18 protein-coding genes are annotated in these 15,113 nt (G+C 43.2%); 10 read left to right on the top strand and 8 right to left on the bottom strand.

Annotated features, from left to right (window positions below; genetic code table 11):
- Nucleotides 1–65: 65 nt before the first annotated feature.
- The 4 genes from F899_RS01420 to F899_RS01405 form a co-directional block, all read right to left on the bottom strand.
- The gene (locus tag F899_RS01420; RefSeq protein ID WP_004813957.1) at nt 66–1,355 is read right to left on the bottom strand and encodes a lytic murein transglycosylase; all 1,290 of its coding nucleotides are present in this window, start codon (nt 1,353–1,355) and stop codon (nt 66–68) included.
- Between the two features lie 687 nt (nt 1,356–2,042).
- Complete coding sequence (locus F899_RS01415) at nt 2,043–3,164, bottom strand: 5-(carboxyamino)imidazole ribonucleotide synthase (protein WP_004897498.1); 1,122 nt, start codon at nt 3,162–3,164, stop codon at nt 2,043–2,045.
- 15 nt (nt 3,165–3,179) lie between these two features.
- Nucleotides 3,180–3,692: a 5-(carboxyamino)imidazole ribonucleotide mutase gene (gene purE / locus F899_RS01410; protein WP_004647147.1), complete on the bottom strand. Its 513-nt coding sequence runs from the start codon at nt 3,690–3,692 to the stop codon at nt 3,180–3,182.
- Between the two features lie 198 nt (nt 3,693–3,890).
- Nucleotides 3,891–4,232 (bottom strand): DMT family protein, encoded by a 342-nt coding sequence (locus F899_RS01405; RefSeq protein WP_004897496.1) that lies wholly within the window; start codon nt 4,230–4,232, stop codon nt 3,891–3,893.
- Nucleotides 4,233–4,237: 5 nt separating this feature from the next.
- Between F899_RS01405 and F899_RS15535 the strand changes: the two genes are divergently transcribed.
- The 4 genes from F899_RS15535 (at nt 4,238) to F899_RS01395 (ending at nt 7,154) form a co-directional block, all read left to right on the top strand.
- Complete coding sequence (locus tag F899_RS15535; RefSeq protein WP_017401641.1) at nt 4,238–4,411, top strand: hypothetical protein; 174 nt, start codon at nt 4,238–4,240, stop codon at nt 4,409–4,411.
- Nucleotides 4,412–4,462: 51 nt separating this feature from the next.
- Nucleotides 4,463–5,824 (top strand): UDP-N-acetylmuramate:L-alanyl-gamma-D-glutamyl-meso-diaminopimelate ligase, encoded by a 1,362-nt coding sequence (gene mpl, locus F899_RS01400; RefSeq protein WP_004897494.1) that lies wholly within the window; start codon nt 4,463–4,465, stop codon nt 5,822–5,824.
- A 244-nt stretch (nt 5,825–6,068) separates the two neighbouring features.
- Entirely contained in the window at nt 6,069–6,215 is a 147-nt protein-coding gene (locus F899_RS15985) for a hypothetical protein (RefSeq protein ID WP_004897491.1), read from the top strand.
- Nucleotides 6,216–6,242: 27 nt separating this feature from the next.
- Nucleotides 6,243–7,154, top strand: coding sequence for a zinc-dependent alcohol dehydrogenase family protein (locus F899_RS01395; RefSeq protein WP_004897490.1), 912 nt, complete (start codon nt 6,243–6,245; stop codon nt 7,152–7,154).
- Nucleotides 7,155–7,218: 64 nt separating this feature from the next.
- Here F899_RS01395 and F899_RS01390 read toward each other — a convergent pair whose 3' ends face one another.
- Complete coding sequence (locus F899_RS01390; protein WP_004897488.1) at nt 7,219–7,689, bottom strand: BLUF domain-containing protein; 471 nt, start codon at nt 7,687–7,689, stop codon at nt 7,219–7,221.
- 190 nt (nt 7,690–7,879) lie between these two features.
- On the opposite strand from F899_RS01390, the gene F899_RS15300 reads away from it, so the two are divergent.
- On the top strand, nt 7,880–8,263 hold the full coding sequence (locus tag F899_RS15300; RefSeq protein ID WP_005220468.1) for a hypothetical protein: 384 nt from the start codon (nt 7,880–7,882) through the stop codon (nt 8,261–8,263).
- On the opposite strand, the gene F899_RS01385 is transcribed toward F899_RS15300, so the two are convergent.
- Entirely contained in the window at nt 8,217–8,510 is a 294-nt protein-coding gene (locus F899_RS01385) for a GNAT family N-acetyltransferase (RefSeq protein WP_004897484.1), read from the bottom strand. The two genes, F899_RS15300 and F899_RS01385, sit on opposite strands and share 47 nt — an antisense overlap.
- 106 nt (nt 8,511–8,616) lie before the next feature.
- Nucleotides 8,617–8,898: a GNAT family N-acetyltransferase gene (locus F899_RS01380; RefSeq protein WP_004897480.1), complete on the bottom strand. Its 282-nt coding sequence runs from the start codon at nt 8,896–8,898 to the stop codon at nt 8,617–8,619.
- Nucleotides 8,899–9,052: 154 nt separating this feature from the next.
- Here F899_RS01380 and F899_RS01375 point away from each other — a divergent pair, with 154 nt between their 5' ends.
- The 5 genes from F899_RS01375 (at nt 9,053) to F899_RS01355 (ending at nt 14,243) form a co-directional block, all read left to right on the top strand.
- Nucleotides 9,053–10,237: a sugar transporter gene (locus F899_RS01375; protein WP_004897477.1), complete on the top strand. Its 1,185-nt coding sequence runs from the start codon at nt 9,053–9,055 to the stop codon at nt 10,235–10,237.
- A gap of 331 nt (nt 10,238–10,568) precedes the next feature.
- Entirely contained in the window at nt 10,569–11,534 is a 966-nt protein-coding gene (locus tag F899_RS01370; protein WP_004780335.1) for a TerC family protein, read from the top strand.
- 199 nt (nt 11,535–11,733) lie between these two features.
- The gene (gene guaD, locus F899_RS01365) at nt 11,734–13,068 is read left to right on the top strand and encodes a guanine deaminase (protein WP_004897475.1); all 1,335 of its coding nucleotides are present in this window, start codon (nt 11,734–11,736) and stop codon (nt 13,066–13,068) included.
- Nucleotides 13,069–13,286: 218 nt separating this feature from the next.
- On the top strand, nt 13,287–13,814 hold the full coding sequence (gene hpt / locus F899_RS01360) for a hypoxanthine phosphoribosyltransferase (protein ID WP_004813981.1): 528 nt from the start codon (nt 13,287–13,289) through the stop codon (nt 13,812–13,814).
- Nucleotides 13,815–13,985: 171 nt separating this feature from the next.
- The gene (locus F899_RS01355; protein ID WP_004813984.1) at nt 13,986–14,243 is read left to right on the top strand and encodes a GlsB/YeaQ/YmgE family stress response membrane protein; all 258 of its coding nucleotides are present in this window, start codon (nt 13,986–13,988) and stop codon (nt 14,241–14,243) included.
- 135 nt (nt 14,244–14,378) lie between these two features.
- Here the strand turns inward: F899_RS01355 and F899_RS01350 are convergent, their stop codons facing one another.
- Entirely contained in the window at nt 14,379–15,080 is a 702-nt protein-coding gene (locus F899_RS01350; RefSeq protein WP_004897472.1) for a DsbC family protein, read from the bottom strand.
- Between the last annotated feature and the right edge of the window lie 33 nt (nt 15,081–15,113).

Genomic DNA, 15,113 nt, shown 5'->3' with positions numbered 1-15,113 from the left:
TTCTTATAACTATATATAGGTATAAAAAAGGTCTGCATTATTGCAGACCTTTTTTTCAATCTCTGTTATTGCATCATCAGTTTGGCATTTTCATTCCGAAACGCACGTAAAATCTGTTGACCTGCCCGTCCGGTTGGAGTTAAACCTAAACGGATCTGCTCTTGGCGGATTGCCTGACGGGTTTTATCCCCAATCAAACCATCTACTGCACCAATGTCATAACCTTTATTGAGCAAGAATTGCTGAATCTCTCGACGTTCTGCACGTGATGTGCCAGCATCATCGGTTGGCCATGTTTGCACCAAGCCACCTTTACCTTGCAAACGATCTGACAGATGTGCAATGGCTAAAGCATAGCTTTCGGCTGCATTATAACTATAGATGGCGTCAAAGTTTTTAAAGACCAGGAACACCGGCCCATTGGCACCGGCAGGCGCCAATAAACCAGCTTGAGAGGATTCCAATAAATTCCCTTGAACTAATGCCGAACCATCGACACGAACCACCCCTTGATTGATCCAGCTACTCAAGGATTTTTTATTGCGACGCCCCTCACCCGAAACTGACATACCTTGAGGAATTTTTACTTCAAAACCCCATGGCTGTCCGCTCTGCCAGCCGCGTTTTTTCAAGAAGTTGGCTGTTGAAGCCAAGGCATCCGGGATACTGCTGACGAGATCACGACGCCCATCACCATCAAAATCAACCGCCAGTTCATCATAAGTGGATGGCATAAACTGGGTGTGACCAAAAGCTCCTGCCCATGAACCTTTAAGCTGGTTTTCATAGACATCACCACGTTGCAACAGCTTCATGGTAGTAAAGAACTCACCACGGAAATAGCTTTGACGACGACCTTCACAACTCAAAGTACCGAGCGCCTGCAATAAAGGATATTTACCAGAAATATCACCATAATTACTTTCCACACCCCAGACTGCCACCACAGTTTCAGCCGGAATGCCATAAGCAGCACTGACTCGATTTAATACGTCGCGATGCTGCTGTAATTTCTGACGGCCTTGCTGTACGCGCTCTTCATCGACCAGACCAGACAGATAGTCCCAAATTGGCGTTGAAAATTCTGGCTGATAGTTGAGTCTTTCAATTACAGAATAATCAGGGGTTAAATTTTGGGTATATCGGTCATAGGTCGCTGCATGGACACCTTTAGCGAGTGCCTGGGGTTTTAATCCAGCCAGACAGCTTTGAAATGAACTGGAACTTGGCGTATAGATGCCAGGACTCGAGGACAGCTCTGATGTACTTACACGCTGTCCATTAATGATCAGTTCAGCCTGTGCCTGAGAGGCAGCCAGAACGATTGAGCCAAGAAAAAGTGCAAGCCGTTGCATAGTACCCTTGAATACTTATATTTCGAATTATGTTCCTATTCACCTTATCAGCTTGTGGATAAAATTAAAGCACAAATACGTAAAATTTAAATTCATATTTTCTTCACTTTTAAATTTATTTGTAAGTTTTGAATTTAAAAACTTATCCACAAGATGCTTTAAATTCAAATTTGAACTAATTTTTAAATTTAAATTCAAAGCCATGTTATCAGCCTTTTAAATTCAAAATTGACTGTGTGGATAACCAACATCACATAAGCTTAATAACAAGTAATTGCAGACACTTAGGATTTAAATTCATTTATAAAATACAAGAAGGATTTTTAAATTCAAAACTTTGAATTCATTCCCTGGCTTTTAAATTTATTGTTTTGAATTTAAATTCAAAATAGAAAATCTAAATTCAAATGACCTCTTTTAAATTTAAATTTATGAATTTAAATTCAAAATACACTTTGCAAGTTTTAAATTCATTTTAAATTTAAATCTGCATGGCCGAACTGATGCAGCAACAGGTTAAATTTTCATCAATTATTTATAAATTATTGTTTGTTTTATAAGCAATTGATTTTGAAAATAATCCGATAAATGGTAGGGTATTTTCAAAGAGGCGCAATCATGCCTGAAAGCCGACAAATAAAAAAGCGACCACAGGTGTGATCGCTTTTTTTATCAGCAAGTTAAAGCTTAGATGCTCATATCTTCGCTCAATGCCAATGGATTCGGTAAAATCTTCGCCAATTGACGACATAGCATAGTCAATTGTGCACTGTCGGTTGGCATCAGGGTGATGTGACCAATCTTACGGCCTTCACGTTCTGACTTATTGTATAAGTGCAAATGCGCGCCTTCCAAGGCTAGAACATCTTCAGATTTTGGATGTTGACCGATGATATTCACCAGCACGGTTGGACGGATCACGTCAGTTGAACCTAAAGGCAAGCCAGCCACCGCACGCACATGGTTTTCAAACTGCGAACACACTGCACCTTCAATCGACCAGTGACCTGAGTTATGCACACGAGGTGCCATTTCATTAGCATATAGGCCTTTGTCTGTTACAAACAGCTCAAGAGTTAATACACCCACATAGTTCAGATGATTCAGCAGGCGAGTGATGTAATCTTGTGCGACTGGCTGCAAGTCCGCACTGTTGGGTGCAGGTACAATCGAATGAGACAGAATGCCATTATGATGATGATTTTCAGCCAATGGCCAAGTCTTCACATCACCATCTTGACCACGTACCGCAATAATTGAGACTTCACGTGAGAAAGTGACAAAACTTTCTGCAATCAGTTCACCGGCAGGACCTAGTTCTGCCCAAGCCTGATCAGTTTGATCTGCTGAACGTAGAACGAATTGACCTTTACCGTCATAACCACCACGAGAAGTTTTAAGTACAATCGGCAGACCGAGTTCTGCAACAGCAGCTTTTAAGCTCTCTAGAGAGGTGACTGCTTTATACGGTGCTACCGGAATTGCCAATTCATCAAACAGGGCTTTTTCAGACAGACGATGCTGTGCAATTGCCAAAGCCTGACGTGGCGGATGCAGGTCTTTGTTTTTCGTTAAAACATCTACATCCGCCAGTGGTGTATTTTCAAACTCAAGGCTGAACACATCTGCACTGTTGATAAAGTCTTGCAGACCATTTTCAGCCTTGGTGGAAAATACCGGACCCAAAGCAGCAGAAGGGCAGTCTGTGCTGGCTTCAAAAAATGTACATTGAATATTTAATGGAAGTGCCGCTTGCGCCATCATACGACCCAGCTGACCGCCACCAAAAATACCGATGGTTTTATCCATAATCTGTGTCTCGACTTAAGCCTGGCCTGGAATATTGTTGCTTGCCACTTTATCTGTTTGCGCTGCACGGAAATCTGCAACATTTTTTGCGATTTCTGGACGGGTCAAACCCAGAATTTGCGCGGCCATAATGGCAGCATTGGTGGCACCGGCAGGACCAATCGCCAAGGTACCCACGGCAATACCTGCTGGCATTTGCACAATAGACAGCAATGAATCAACACCGTTTAAAATCGAAGATTTCACCGGTACACCCAAAACTGGAAGATCAGTTTTCGCCGCACACATCCCCGGTAAATGCGCTGCGCCACCTGCACCGGCAATAATTACCTGAATACCACGATCACGCGCTTGCTCGGCATATTCAAACAGGCGGTCTGGGGTACGGTGTGCAGAAACAACTTCGGCTTCAAATGGGACACCAAGCTGCTTGAGCATATTGGCAGTGTGTTCGAGAGTTGCCCAATCTGATTGAGAACCCATGATAATACCTACGAGAGGAGTATCTTGTGCAGCAGCCGCATTCATTGCAAATTTTCCAGAGATTAAAGTGAGAAAAGATAAATCTCGACGAGAGAGCCAAGCTTGAATAGGAGTGCGTATTATAGACTGAAAATTCAACTTCATAAAATTTAACGGTCAAAGCAAGGCTCGATTTTTCTTGTTTTTTTATTGGATTCTTAAAAACTGGAATAAAAATAGGGGAGTAGTCGCAGTTACAGCCAGTCAGGAACTGCGGAACACGAAATACACACATCCACACAGACATAAAGCAGCCCAGAGATAATCTAGTTTAAATGGCTGTTTAAACATAAATAGCATAAAGGGCACAAAGACCAGTAGCGTCACCACTTCCTGGGTGATCTTCATCTGACCGACTGCGAGTCCGTGTTGCGCCATCAGCCGTGTTGCAGGAATCATCAGGCTATATTCAAATAAAGCAATGACCCAGCTAAATAAAATGATCTTCCACATTGGGGCATCATGCGGCAAAAATTTCAGATGACCATACCAGGCCAATGTCATAAAGCAGTTTGCACAAATAAGCAGGAGCAGGGGCCAGAACATAGCGGATGCCGGTAGAAAATTTACAGGATATTTTACGGATTATTGCAGCAAAAGATAATCGTGAAGCTTGGTTTTTTATCACATCTAGCATCGTTTCTTCACATAAAAAATCACGCCAGAATGCCTATCTTTTCCCGCAAAGCCTTGCTATCGTTGCCGGTAAATCGAATAAATCATGACAACAGCACAGAAAACAAAGTGATGTGTCAGTACAAAATGGAGTGAAATAGATGCATCTGCATATCTTGGGCATTTGTGGCACCTTTATGGGCTCGCTGGCCTTACTCGCGCGAGACCTCGGACATAAGGTGACAGGTTCAGACCAGAACGTGTATCCACCAATGTCGACCCAACTGGAAAATGCAGGCATTACTTTAATGCAGGGCTATGACCGTAGCCACCTACAACCACATCCGGATCTGGTCATTGTTGGTAATGCCATGAAGCGTAGTATTGATGCCGTGGAATATATGCTGAATGAAGGTCTGCCTTATATTTCAGGTCCGCAGTTCCTGGCTGATCATGTTCTGCAAGGTAAACACGTGCTGGGTGTCGCCGGAACACATGGTAAAACCACGACCACCACGATGCTGGCTTGGGTACTGGATCAAGCCGGTCTGGAGCCAGGTTTTCTGATTGGCGGTGTGCCATTGGGCTTTTCGGAAAGTGCGCGTCTCGGTGGTGGGAAATATTTCTGTGTCGAAGCCGATGAATACGATTCTGCTTTCTTCGACAAGCGTTCCAAGTTCGTGCATTACCATCCAAAAACCGCAATTTTAAATAACCTGGAATTTGACCATGCCGATATCTTTGATGATCTGGCCGCAATTCAAAAACAGTTCCATCATCTGGTACGCACTATTCCGTCTGAAGGTCGCATCATTGCACCGATTACGGAAACCAATATTGATGAAGTACTAGAGCAGGGCTGCTGGACACCGGTAGTTCGCACTTCACTGGATGCCAATGAAAAAGCTGAACTCTCTGCACAACAGTTGTCTGCTGATGGTTCACATTTTAAAGTGCTTCAGCATGGCGTAGTGAAAGGCGAAGTAAAATGGAATATGACGGGTCAGCACTCTGTTGCCAATGCTCTGGCAACTATTGCTGCGGCTGAGCATGTCGGTGTATCCATTGAAACTGCCTGTGAAGCACTCTCCAATTTTGGCGGTGTAAAACGCCGTATGGAACTACTTGATACGGTACGTGGTATTGAAGTCTATGATGATTTTGCCCATCATCCGACTGCAATTGATACTACCCTCGACGGCGCACGCAAGCGTCTGGGTGAGCGCAAGCTTTGGGCGATTATTGAACCGCGTTCGAATACCATGCGTATGGGCAGTCACAAAGAGGGTTTGGCTTATTCAGCACGTCTGGCGGATGAAGTGATCTGGTATCAGCCTGAAGGTCTGGATTGGGATCTGCAACCTGTGATTGAGGCTGCACCAAATAAAGCTGTGGTAGCACGTACTTTGGATGAGATCATTCAAACTGTTGTTACTGAAGCAGGGGAAGGCGATGCTGTGGTGATCATGTCCAATGGCGGTTTTGGTGGCTTGCATCGGAAACTGATTAGCGCCTTACAGTAAATTATCTAAATCAATACTTGTAGCCTTTATTCCATAAGATTTCTCAAGGATCGTAGATACATATCTATGGTCCTTTTTTAATATAAAAAAATACTTAATTTTTTTAAGGAATTAACTATTTTACCAATGATCTAATCCTAAAGTCCTGCTAGCTTAAAGTCATTACGTGTTTCTCAGCTAACAGTCGTCATAGCTAAATACGACTGCCAATCCTCCACAATAATCACTAAGAAGGATAGTTGCCATGTCAAATACAATGAAAGCAATGGTTTACTATGGCGCCAATGACATCCGCTTTGAAGAACGTCCCATCCCGAAAATCTTGCAGCCCGATGATGCCGTTATCAAACTGACTAAGGTCACGATCTGCGGGACCGACCTCGGCATCTAGAAAGGTAAAAACCCGGAAATTGAACAGGTGGCAAAAGAAAAGACCGGCAACTTTAATGGCCGGATTCTCGGTCATGAAGGCATTGGCATCATTGAAGAAGTCGGTTCAGCAGTCAAAAACTTTAAAAAGGGTGATCGGGTCATTATTTCCTGCGTCAGCCGCTGCGGTACCTGTGAAAATTGCCAGAAACAGCTGTATGCACACTGTCGTAATGAAGGTGGCTGGATTATGGGTTATATGATTGATGGTACCCATGCCGAATATGTCCGCACACCTTTTGCTGACACCTCTCTTTACCATTTACCTGAAGACTTAAATGAAGACGTCGCCGTCTTCCTGTCCGATATCCTGCCAACCTCACATGAAATTGGTGTGCAATATGGTGATGTCAAACCGGGTGACAATGTCGCGATCGTAGGTGCAGGACCAATCGGGATGAGTGCCTTACTCACTGCTCAATTTTATTCTCCAGCCAATATTATTATGGTAGATATGGATGATAACCGGCTGGAATTTGCTAAAACGGTAGGCGCAACTCATACCGTTAACTCTGGTAAAGAAGATGCCATTCAAAAGATTTTAGAAATTACCGATGGACGCGGTGTCGACTGTGCCATTGAGGCGGTAGGGGTGGAACCGACCTGGAATATTTGCCAACATGTGGTGAAAGAGGGTGGACATATCGCCAACGTCGGCGTACATGGTAAAGCAGTGAATTTTGAACTGAACAAACTGTGGATTAAGAACCTGACCATTACTACCGATCTGGTCAATGCCAATACCACTGGCATGCTGCTCAAGACCTGCTGTTCCGGCAAAATACCACTAGAAAAACTGGCCACGCATCACTTTAAATTTAACGAGTTTGAAAAGGCCTATGATGTGTTTAAACACGCGGCTGATGAAAAAGCCCTAAAAGTGATGATTGACATGAACTAATGCAAATCAGACAAAAAAGTCCGCTATGCGGACTTTTTTTTATTTTTAGTCTGGATTCACCAGATCAGAAATAGGGGACATAACCACGTTGTTTATAACCTTGGGGTGAAACCAGCTGTTGATGATTTTCGTCAACACGATACAAGATCTCGAGCAAGCCATCCAGATCTTGCTGGTTCAGATAATGCGGCTGAAAAGTGCTATGACCCAGCTTGGAAAAGAACGAAGCAATCTCGCTATGCTTATGTACATATTTCATCGACCACTCAGCAAAGCTTGGCGCTTCCACGGTTGTATCAGCGAAACGATACACCTGCTGATGCCGACGGTCTTTCGAAATACTTTGAAAAAGCTGCTCTACAATCTCAGGTTCACCCTGCAAACACTGGAAAAACTTTCCATGTGCATAATACAGTGCTCCATAGATCTGATGCTCATAATTGAACTTTCGTGCAATTGCTAAAATATCACTCAGGTCTTGTAATAGATCTTGTTCTGTTTCGATGCGCGTACTGGCATAACAGAGTTGTAGCATGAATGATTCCTTTAAATTTCAAGTATTGATTTTATAGTCAATATATTGGGTTTAGGTTATTTTTTAATCAAATATCAGCTATTTCTTACACTGTTTTCAGTTTGCATTTTGTAGCTAAATTATTAAAAATTAAAGAGACATCATTGAAAAATAATTACTCGAATGATAATGCTTTTAATGAGGGTGAAACATGCTAAAAGATCTTTTCATTACGTTAAGCTTGTTATGTCTGTGTTTCGCGCTAGTCATCGTGTTGCATAGCTGGGGCTTGCAACGTGAGATTAACATGCTGATCAGCAGCATGCTATTAACTTGGGCACTATTGATTTGTGTGGATCATCGTGCCTTTTTTCAGACCAGCATCTCCCTGATCATCGTTATTTTGATCATGCTGCAACAGTATGAACAGATTGTCTGGATGGGATTAGGACTCTTCAGCGGCACTCTGCTTTATAGACTGCCACAAGCCCATAAACAGGGCTTATCGTCTTTTATCCATTTGAATCTTTTTATTCCAACGGGGTGGTTTAAAAGGCTAAAGTCGCTACGTCATGTAAATTCCGATCACGCTTAAACATGACATGCACATAAGAGCATTGTGGAATAATTTTCAGCTGTTTCTGACGTGCAAATTCGACCAGAATATCCAGCATTTTACGGGCCACGCCTTTACCACGCAGTGCATGTGAGACCCAGGTATGGTCAGCAATAATGGTGTCCGGTTCACGCCATTGATAAGTAATTTCTGCTACGCGCTGACCATTGTCTTCCATGTAAAACACACCGCCGCGCTTTGAGTCCTGATGTTTGATGTTGCTCATTTTCTTACCTGTTGTACTAATCCAGGATCAACCTGTTATATCGTCATATCCTCATCCATTAAACATCTTATAGATGTTTAGTCCCATCTTTGAGTTAGATGAAGTCCTACTGAAGTACATCCCGTATGCTTTCATTTTTGTCAAACACCGACTTGGCAAAAGGGCAGAGTGGAATAATTTTCAGAGCATGCATTCTGGCAAAACCGACCGCAGCTTCGACCAGCTGCTGTCCAACACGTTGTCCGCGTAGGCTGTCATCCACCCAGGTATGATCAATAATGAACTTATCATCACCTGCCCAGGAATATGTCATCTCTGCCAGGCGCTGGTCTTTCTGCGCCACATACCATTCACCTTTAGTTCCTTGTTCCTGGTGTTCAATCTGCATAGGTTTACCTCAAGATTTTATCTCAGACTGCCATAGTCCTCAGCTTTACAATGTTGCAATTTTTTTAATTCCACTGAGTAAAATTACAGCCTGCCTCATGTGAAATTTTCTGGCAAAAGCATAGAATGTGCCGATCCTGTATTGATCCTCCCTCATGTCTGCTTCTGCTCAACCTCTTTCTGTTACACGCCAATGGATCTGTGTGATTATCTTGGCCTGTGCCGCTTTTATTTTTAATACAACCGAGTTTATTCCAGTAGCACTACTGAGCGATATAGGAAAGAGCTTTGCCATGACTCCAAGAGAAGTCGGGCTGATGCTGACTATTTATGCCTGGGTAGTCGCATTACTGTCTTTACCAATCATGCTACTCACTAGAAATATTGAACGCCGTTTCCTGCTTACACTGCTATTTATGGTCTTTATTGCCAGTCATGTGCTGTCTTATTTTGCCTGGAGTTTCATTGTCCTGGTTATCAGTCGGATCGGAATTGCAGTTGCTCATGCACTGTTCTGGTCAATCACGGCATCACTGGCAGTGCGTGTAGCACCGAAAGGAAAAGAATTTCAGGCCTTAGGCTTACTATCTACCGGTACTGCGATGGCAATGGTACTCGGAATTCCTTTTGGCCGGATGATTGGCGAAGCGTATGGCTGGCGTAACAGTTTTGGATTAATTGCGGTGATTGCCACGTTAGTCTGCTTTATTCTGGTTAAAACTTTGCCACATTTACCGAGTATTAATTCAGGCTCCTTTAGCAGTTTAAAAAGCCTGATCAAACGGCCCAGCCTGATGCTACTTTTTGCACTTACTGTATTGGTGATCAGTGCCCAGTTCACAGCCTATAGTTATATCGAACCTTTTGCATTGAATGTGGCACATTTCAGTTCTGCACAGACCACAACATTGCTGCTGATCTACGGCGGAGCAGGCTTCCTGGGTTCCTACTTATTTGGTAAATTTGCACCACAGTTTCCACGACTGACGATTCCATTTTTCACTTTAGGGCTGGGTATATCGATGCTCTTGCTATTGCCAATGTCAGTGAGCCTTTTTGGCTTAAATAGCCTGAGTCTTATGTGGGGGGTCAGTATTATTGGTTTTAGTCTGGCTTTACAGGCAAAGACTTTAAACCTCGCCTCAGATGCCACCGATGTAGCCATGGCGATTTTTTCAGGTTTATACAATGTCGGAATTGGTGGGGGTGCATTACTCGGCGGGATTGTAACCGCGCAAATTGGCTTGGGCAGTATCGGCTGGATGGGAGGATTACTGGCATTTTTTGGATTTGCACTTAGTGTGTTTCTGGTACGCCGTCCTGATTTTCTTAAAGCTTAGTGAATGATTTTTGTAAATAAAATTGTATTCCTAATTAAAATCTGTCATGCTTAATTTACATTGAGCTATCGCTCAGACAAAATTTAGTTTGAACAAGGGGAGTAGCCTCCTCCAAACGTTTAAGAATGAAATTTCAGTTTTTGAACGTGTCAGAATATCGTCATTACACTTTGCAAAAAGTCGGTATCTGAGCATCTTTAGGTCACACTTGATATAAAAAAGTGAAACACTAAGATGTAGGCAAGACCTTGATCATGTTGTTATAGATGTTTTTCATCGGGCAGCTGGTCAAGGTTTTTTTATGGCCAGACGTCCGATGTGGAGAATTCACATGGAAACAATTGGTACGCTCTGGCTGTATCTTGTCTTTTTCGCAATTGTCGCCGTCATGCTGGTGATCGATTTTGTCGGCTTTAAACATCAGCATGGTCAGGAAGTAAAAGTCCGTACCGCTGCCTACTGGAGTATTGCCTGGGTCAGTGTCGCGACTTTATTTGGTGGTGGATTATGGCTGTATCTGGAGCAGACTGCAGGTGCGGCAATTGCCAATACCAAGGTCATGGAATACTTTGCTGGTTATCTGCTGGAAAAATCCCTAGCAATTGATAATGTCTTTGTCTGGCTGATGATCTTTGCCGCCTTTGCCATTCCACCAGCGCTACAACGTAAATTGCTGTTATATGGTGTACTGGGTGCGATTGTGCTCAGAACCATCTTCATTTTTATTGGTGCCTGGTTTGTACAGGAGTTCTCGTGGATTCTGTATCTCTTCGGTGCGTTCCTGGTGTATACCGGCTTCAAATTCCTGCGTGGTCAGCATGAAGAAGACAGCAATATTGAAGATATGGCCATTCTGAAATGGCTACGTAAACATATGCGTATTACCCCGCAACTTCAGGGCGATAAATTCTTTGTCCGTCAAAATGGTTTGCTTTGGGCAACGCCGTTATTCTTGGTGCTGATTCTGGTCGAAGCCTCTGATGTGATCTTTGCAGTCGATTCTATTCCTGCTATTTTTGCTGTCACCACCGACCCCTTCATTGTGCTTACTGCGAACCTGATGGCAATTTTAGGCCTGCGTGCAATGTTCTTCCTGCTCTCGGGTGCAGCCTCAAAAATGCATTATCTGCCTTATGGCCTAGGTTTGATTCTGGTCTTTATCGGCTTTAAGATGCTGATGCTGGATGTATTCCATATGCCGATCTGGATTTCACTGAGCTTTATTGTGATTGTCTTGACTGTGACCGCGATCTTGTCGATTCGTCATAGCAAGAAACATAACGAAACTACGCTGTAAGATTAAGCATCAAAAAAGCCTGCATCAGCAGGCTTTTTTATTTGTCTACAAGCTTGGCTGCACACGCACGCTCTGTTGAAATTATTCGTGATTATTTGATCTCATAAAAAATACGCATGGTTAAATATGAATGTTCATATAAACATGCTAATTTTTTCAGCTACAATCAATCGAAAAAATCAAAAAGCGCAGGTTTTAAATGTCTTCTATCATTGCAACGACGGCAGTACGCGGTCGCTTCCTGGATATCAAGAATACGGTTGCCCAAGCGCGTGAAATTCACGACCAAGTGCGATATGTAGAAGATGGCTTGCTCATCAGCCAGAATGGTGAGATTCAATGGTTTGGCAGCTGGGAAGAAGGACAGCAGTATCTGCCTGAAGGAGTGCAGGTGACTCATTATCCTGAGCAGCTGATCGTGCCAGGTTTTATTGATACCCATATCCATTTTCCGCAAACCGAAATGGTCGGTGCTTATGGTGAACAACTTCTAGAATGGTTAAATACCTATACTTTTCCGACTGAAATCCAGTTCCAGGATCCAGCTTATTCAGAAAAAATTGCCGAGTTTTTTGTAGAAGAATTACTTAAAAACGGCACCACGACCGCATTGGTCTTTTGTACCGTCCATCCTGAATCAGTCAATGCTTTATTTAATGCAGCGACGACGCGTAATATGCGTCTGATTGCGGGTAAAGTGCTAATGGACCGTCATGCACCAGAAGCACTGACGGACACCGCAGAAACAGCGTATACCGATTCTAAAAAGTTGATTGAAAAGTGGCATGGCAAGGGCCGTAACCTGTATGCGATCACGCCACGCTTTGCTCCAACTTCGACAGCTGAACAGCTGGAAAAAGCAGGACAACTTAAAGCGGAATATCCGGATGTGTATGTGCATACTCATTTAAGTGAAAACAAGAATGAGATTACCTGGGCCAAGGAATTGTTCCCGGAACATCAAAGTTATTTAGATGTTTACCATCACTATGGTCTGACTGGTTCTAAATCGGTATTTGCTCATTGTGTGCATCTGGAAGAGCAGGAGTGGGATTGCATGCATCAGACCGACTCGGCTATTGCCTTCTGTCCAACCTCAAATCTGTTCCTGGGCAGTGGTTTATTCCCTTTGAAGAAGGCTTGGGACAAAGGCGTTAAAGTGGGACTGGGCACCGATATCGGGGCAGGGACCTCATTTAATCAGCTACAAACCCTGAATGAAGCCTATAAGGTGCAGCAATTGCAAGGCGATAAACTGTCTGCCTTTGAATCGCTATATCATGCGACACTAGGGGGAGCTAAAGCCTTGAGTCTGGAGGATCAACTTGGCAACTTTAATATCGGTAAAGAAGCCGACTTTATTGTATTAGATCTGAATGCGACGGCATTACAACAGCTGCGTCAAAGCAAAGCCAAAAATATTGAAGATGCATTTTTTGCACTGATCATGCTGGGTGATGACCGTAATATTGCAGTGACTTATGTTTCTGGAGAAGCGGTTTATGCCAAAACAACAGCTCAGGAAAAAGCCTGAAAAATCGCGCCGTCGCACATGGTTCATGCTATCAGCAATAGCCATTGGCTGCGCTTTTCTACTCAAGCGCGATTCACAATTGCCGAAAAAATGATTATATTAACACAGGGCAAAACAGGTGCATCTGCCTGCTGGATGTATTAAAATTGCTGATATATCAGGTGTTGCAGGTCAACACCTTTTTTATTTTGCTATTTTTACTTTTTAGGTATCTACCCATGACCGTTCAAATGAGCGTAATGATTTCCGCTGAAGAAATTCAAGCTAAAGTCAAAGAGCTTGGTGCTCAAATCGATGCACACTATGCCCATAGTGACAAAGAACTTGTGCTCATCGGTTTGTTACGTGGTTCAGTGATTTTTATGGCCGATTTGTGTCGTGTGATTTCAAAACCACATGAACTGGATTTCATGACTGTGTCCAGTTATGGTGGTGGCACGGTATCGTCACGTGATGTAAAAATCCTGAAAGATTTAGACGGTGAAATCCGTGGTAAAGATGTACTGGTGGTAGAAGACATCATCGATTCCGGCAACACCCTGAGCAAAGTCTTGGAAATTCTGCACACCCGTAACCCAAACTCGATTCAGCTCTGTACCTTGGTAAGCAAACCTTCACGCCGTGAAATTAATCTGGATGTGCAGTTCCTTGGCTTTGAAGTCGAAGACAAGTTTATTGTCGGTTACGGCCTCGATTATGACCAGAAGTACCGCCATTTGCCTTTTATTGGTGAAATTGGTCTTTAAGAGATCCAACTTTAAAAAAGTGGCGACTGCCACTTTTTTTATGTCTGCTTCACATGAACAAAAAGCTAACATTCCGTTTCAGGACTTCGCTAGATTGAAGACTTCACTTATCCGATGATGATTTCTGAACATGACTTAAAAACAAAGACATGATAAGAAAGGAGCATACATATGTGGTCACTTATAGTTGCAATTGTTATTGGTTTTATCGCAGGTTTAATTGCGCGTGCAATCCATCCTGGAGATGACAAGGCAGGCTTTATTATGACAACCCTACTGGGGATTGCCGGTTCATTACTTGCGACCTATGGCGGTCGTATGCTAGGTCTTTATGAGGAAGGTTCAGCAGCAGGCTTTATTGCTTCGGTGATTGGTGCCATTATCATTCTGTTTATCTACAACATGGTCACCAAACGCAGAACTGTCTAAATATTTAATTGAATAATTTCTGTTTTGCATTGAAAAAAGCACCCTGTCGGGTGCTTTTTTACTGCTGGCTGTTTAAAGATTTAATTCAAAGCTTCTGCTCTCAATATCCTTCAGATGAACAAGCGAAAGTTAAGATTAAAGACCGAGTTCTGTCAGAATCTTTTCAATCTGTTCAGCCGGATAGGCACCCATGACTTTAAAACCATTCGAGAAAATAATTGCTGGGGTACCCTGAATATTTAGGGATTTAGCCAAGGCCAAGTTGCGTTCTACCGGATTGGCGCAGCGTTTGCCAGATTTAGGCTGAATACCTTTACTAATCAGATCCTCCCAGGCTTGAGCCGGATTTTTTTCACAATAAATCTGTCGTGAAGGGGCTATAGATTGCGCTTTCAGTGGCAGAACAAAAGTGTAAATGGTTACGTCATTGAGCTTTTTAAGTTCTAGTTCAAGCTGTTTACAATAGGGGCAATTGGGGTCAGAAAAAATCGCCAACTGACGCTTGCCAGTGCCTCGTACTGTTTTCAATGCATCCTGTAAAGGCAACTTTTTCCAGTCGATACTGTTCTGTTTCAGCACCAGATCCCGGGTAAGATTTTGCTTATCGGCAAGGCGAATCATAGACCCACCGATGAGATGCTTGGCATCCTCGTTCAGGTAAATCACTTGTCCATCCATAGAACCACTATAGATCCCTTTCATTTCAGTAGTCTGAAGATTTTCAATTTTCAGGTCTGGACTATTTTTGGCCAGGTTGGCTTTGACTGTATTGATATCGGCAAAGCTAAGGCTCGTAGCCAATGCCGTCATGGCCAGCAGTAGGATAGGTTTCAACATGAATCTCCCGCTCATGTCAGAGTAAAGTAGTGC

The sequence above is a fragment of the Acinetobacter sp. CIP 101934 genome, assembly GCF_000369585.1.
GTDB lineage: Bacteria > Pseudomonadota > Gammaproteobacteria > Pseudomonadales > Moraxellaceae > Acinetobacter > Acinetobacter schindleri.
This window is presented reverse-complemented; position numbering and strand designations above follow the sequence as displayed.

Excerpts from the sequence above, each read along its gene's own strand:
- F899_RS01420 (WP_004813957.1), bottom strand. The coding sequence starts at position 1,355 with ATGCAACGGCTTGCACTTTTTCTTGGCTCAATCGTTCTGGCTGCCTCT.
- F899_RS01415 (WP_004897498.1), bottom strand. The coding sequence starts at position 3,164 with ATGGATAAAACCATCGGTATTTTTGGTGGCGGTCAGCTGGGTCGTATG.
- purE (WP_004647147.1), bottom strand. The coding sequence starts at position 3,692 with ATGAATGCGGCTGCTGCACAAGATACTCCTCTCGTAGGTATTATCATG.
- F899_RS01405 (WP_004897496.1), bottom strand. The coding sequence starts at position 4,232 with ATGTTCTGGCCCCTGCTCCTGCTTATTTGTGCAAACTGCTTTATGACA.
- F899_RS15535 (WP_017401641.1), top strand. The coding sequence starts at position 4,238 with ATGCCGGTAGAAAATTTACAGGATATTTTACGGATTATTGCAGCAAAA.
- mpl (WP_004897494.1), top strand. The coding sequence starts at position 4,463 with ATGCATCTGCATATCTTGGGCATTTGTGGCACCTTTATGGGCTCGCTG.
- F899_RS15985 (WP_004897491.1), top strand. The coding sequence starts at position 6,069 with ATGTCAAATACAATGAAAGCAATGGTTTACTATGGCGCCAATGACATC.
- F899_RS01390 (WP_004897488.1), bottom strand. The coding sequence starts at position 7,689 with ATGCTACAACTCTGTTATGCCAGTACGCGCATCGAAACAGAACAAGAT.
- F899_RS15300 (WP_005220468.1), top strand. The coding sequence starts at position 7,880 with ATGCTAAAAGATCTTTTCATTACGTTAAGCTTGTTATGTCTGTGTTTC.
- F899_RS01385 (WP_004897484.1), bottom strand. The coding sequence starts at position 8,510 with ATGAGCAACATCAAACATCAGGACTCAAAGCGCGGCGGTGTGTTTTAC.
- F899_RS01380 (WP_004897480.1), bottom strand. The coding sequence starts at position 8,898 with ATGCAGATTGAACACCAGGAACAAGGAACTAAAGGTGAATGGTATGTG.
- F899_RS01375 (WP_004897477.1), top strand. The coding sequence starts at position 9,053 with ATGTCTGCTTCTGCTCAACCTCTTTCTGTTACACGCCAATGGATCTGT.
- F899_RS01370 (WP_004780335.1), top strand. The coding sequence starts at position 10,569 with ATGGAAACAATTGGTACGCTCTGGCTGTATCTTGTCTTTTTCGCAATT.
- guaD (WP_004897475.1), top strand. The coding sequence starts at position 11,734 with ATGTCTTCTATCATTGCAACGACGGCAGTACGCGGTCGCTTCCTGGAT.
- hpt (WP_004813981.1), top strand. The coding sequence starts at position 13,287 with ATGACCGTTCAAATGAGCGTAATGATTTCCGCTGAAGAAATTCAAGCT.
- F899_RS01355 (WP_004813984.1), top strand. The coding sequence starts at position 13,986 with ATGTGGTCACTTATAGTTGCAATTGTTATTGGTTTTATCGCAGGTTTA.
- F899_RS01350 (WP_004897472.1), bottom strand. The coding sequence starts at position 15,080 with ATGTTGAAACCTATCCTACTGCTGGCCATGACGGCATTGGCTACGAGC.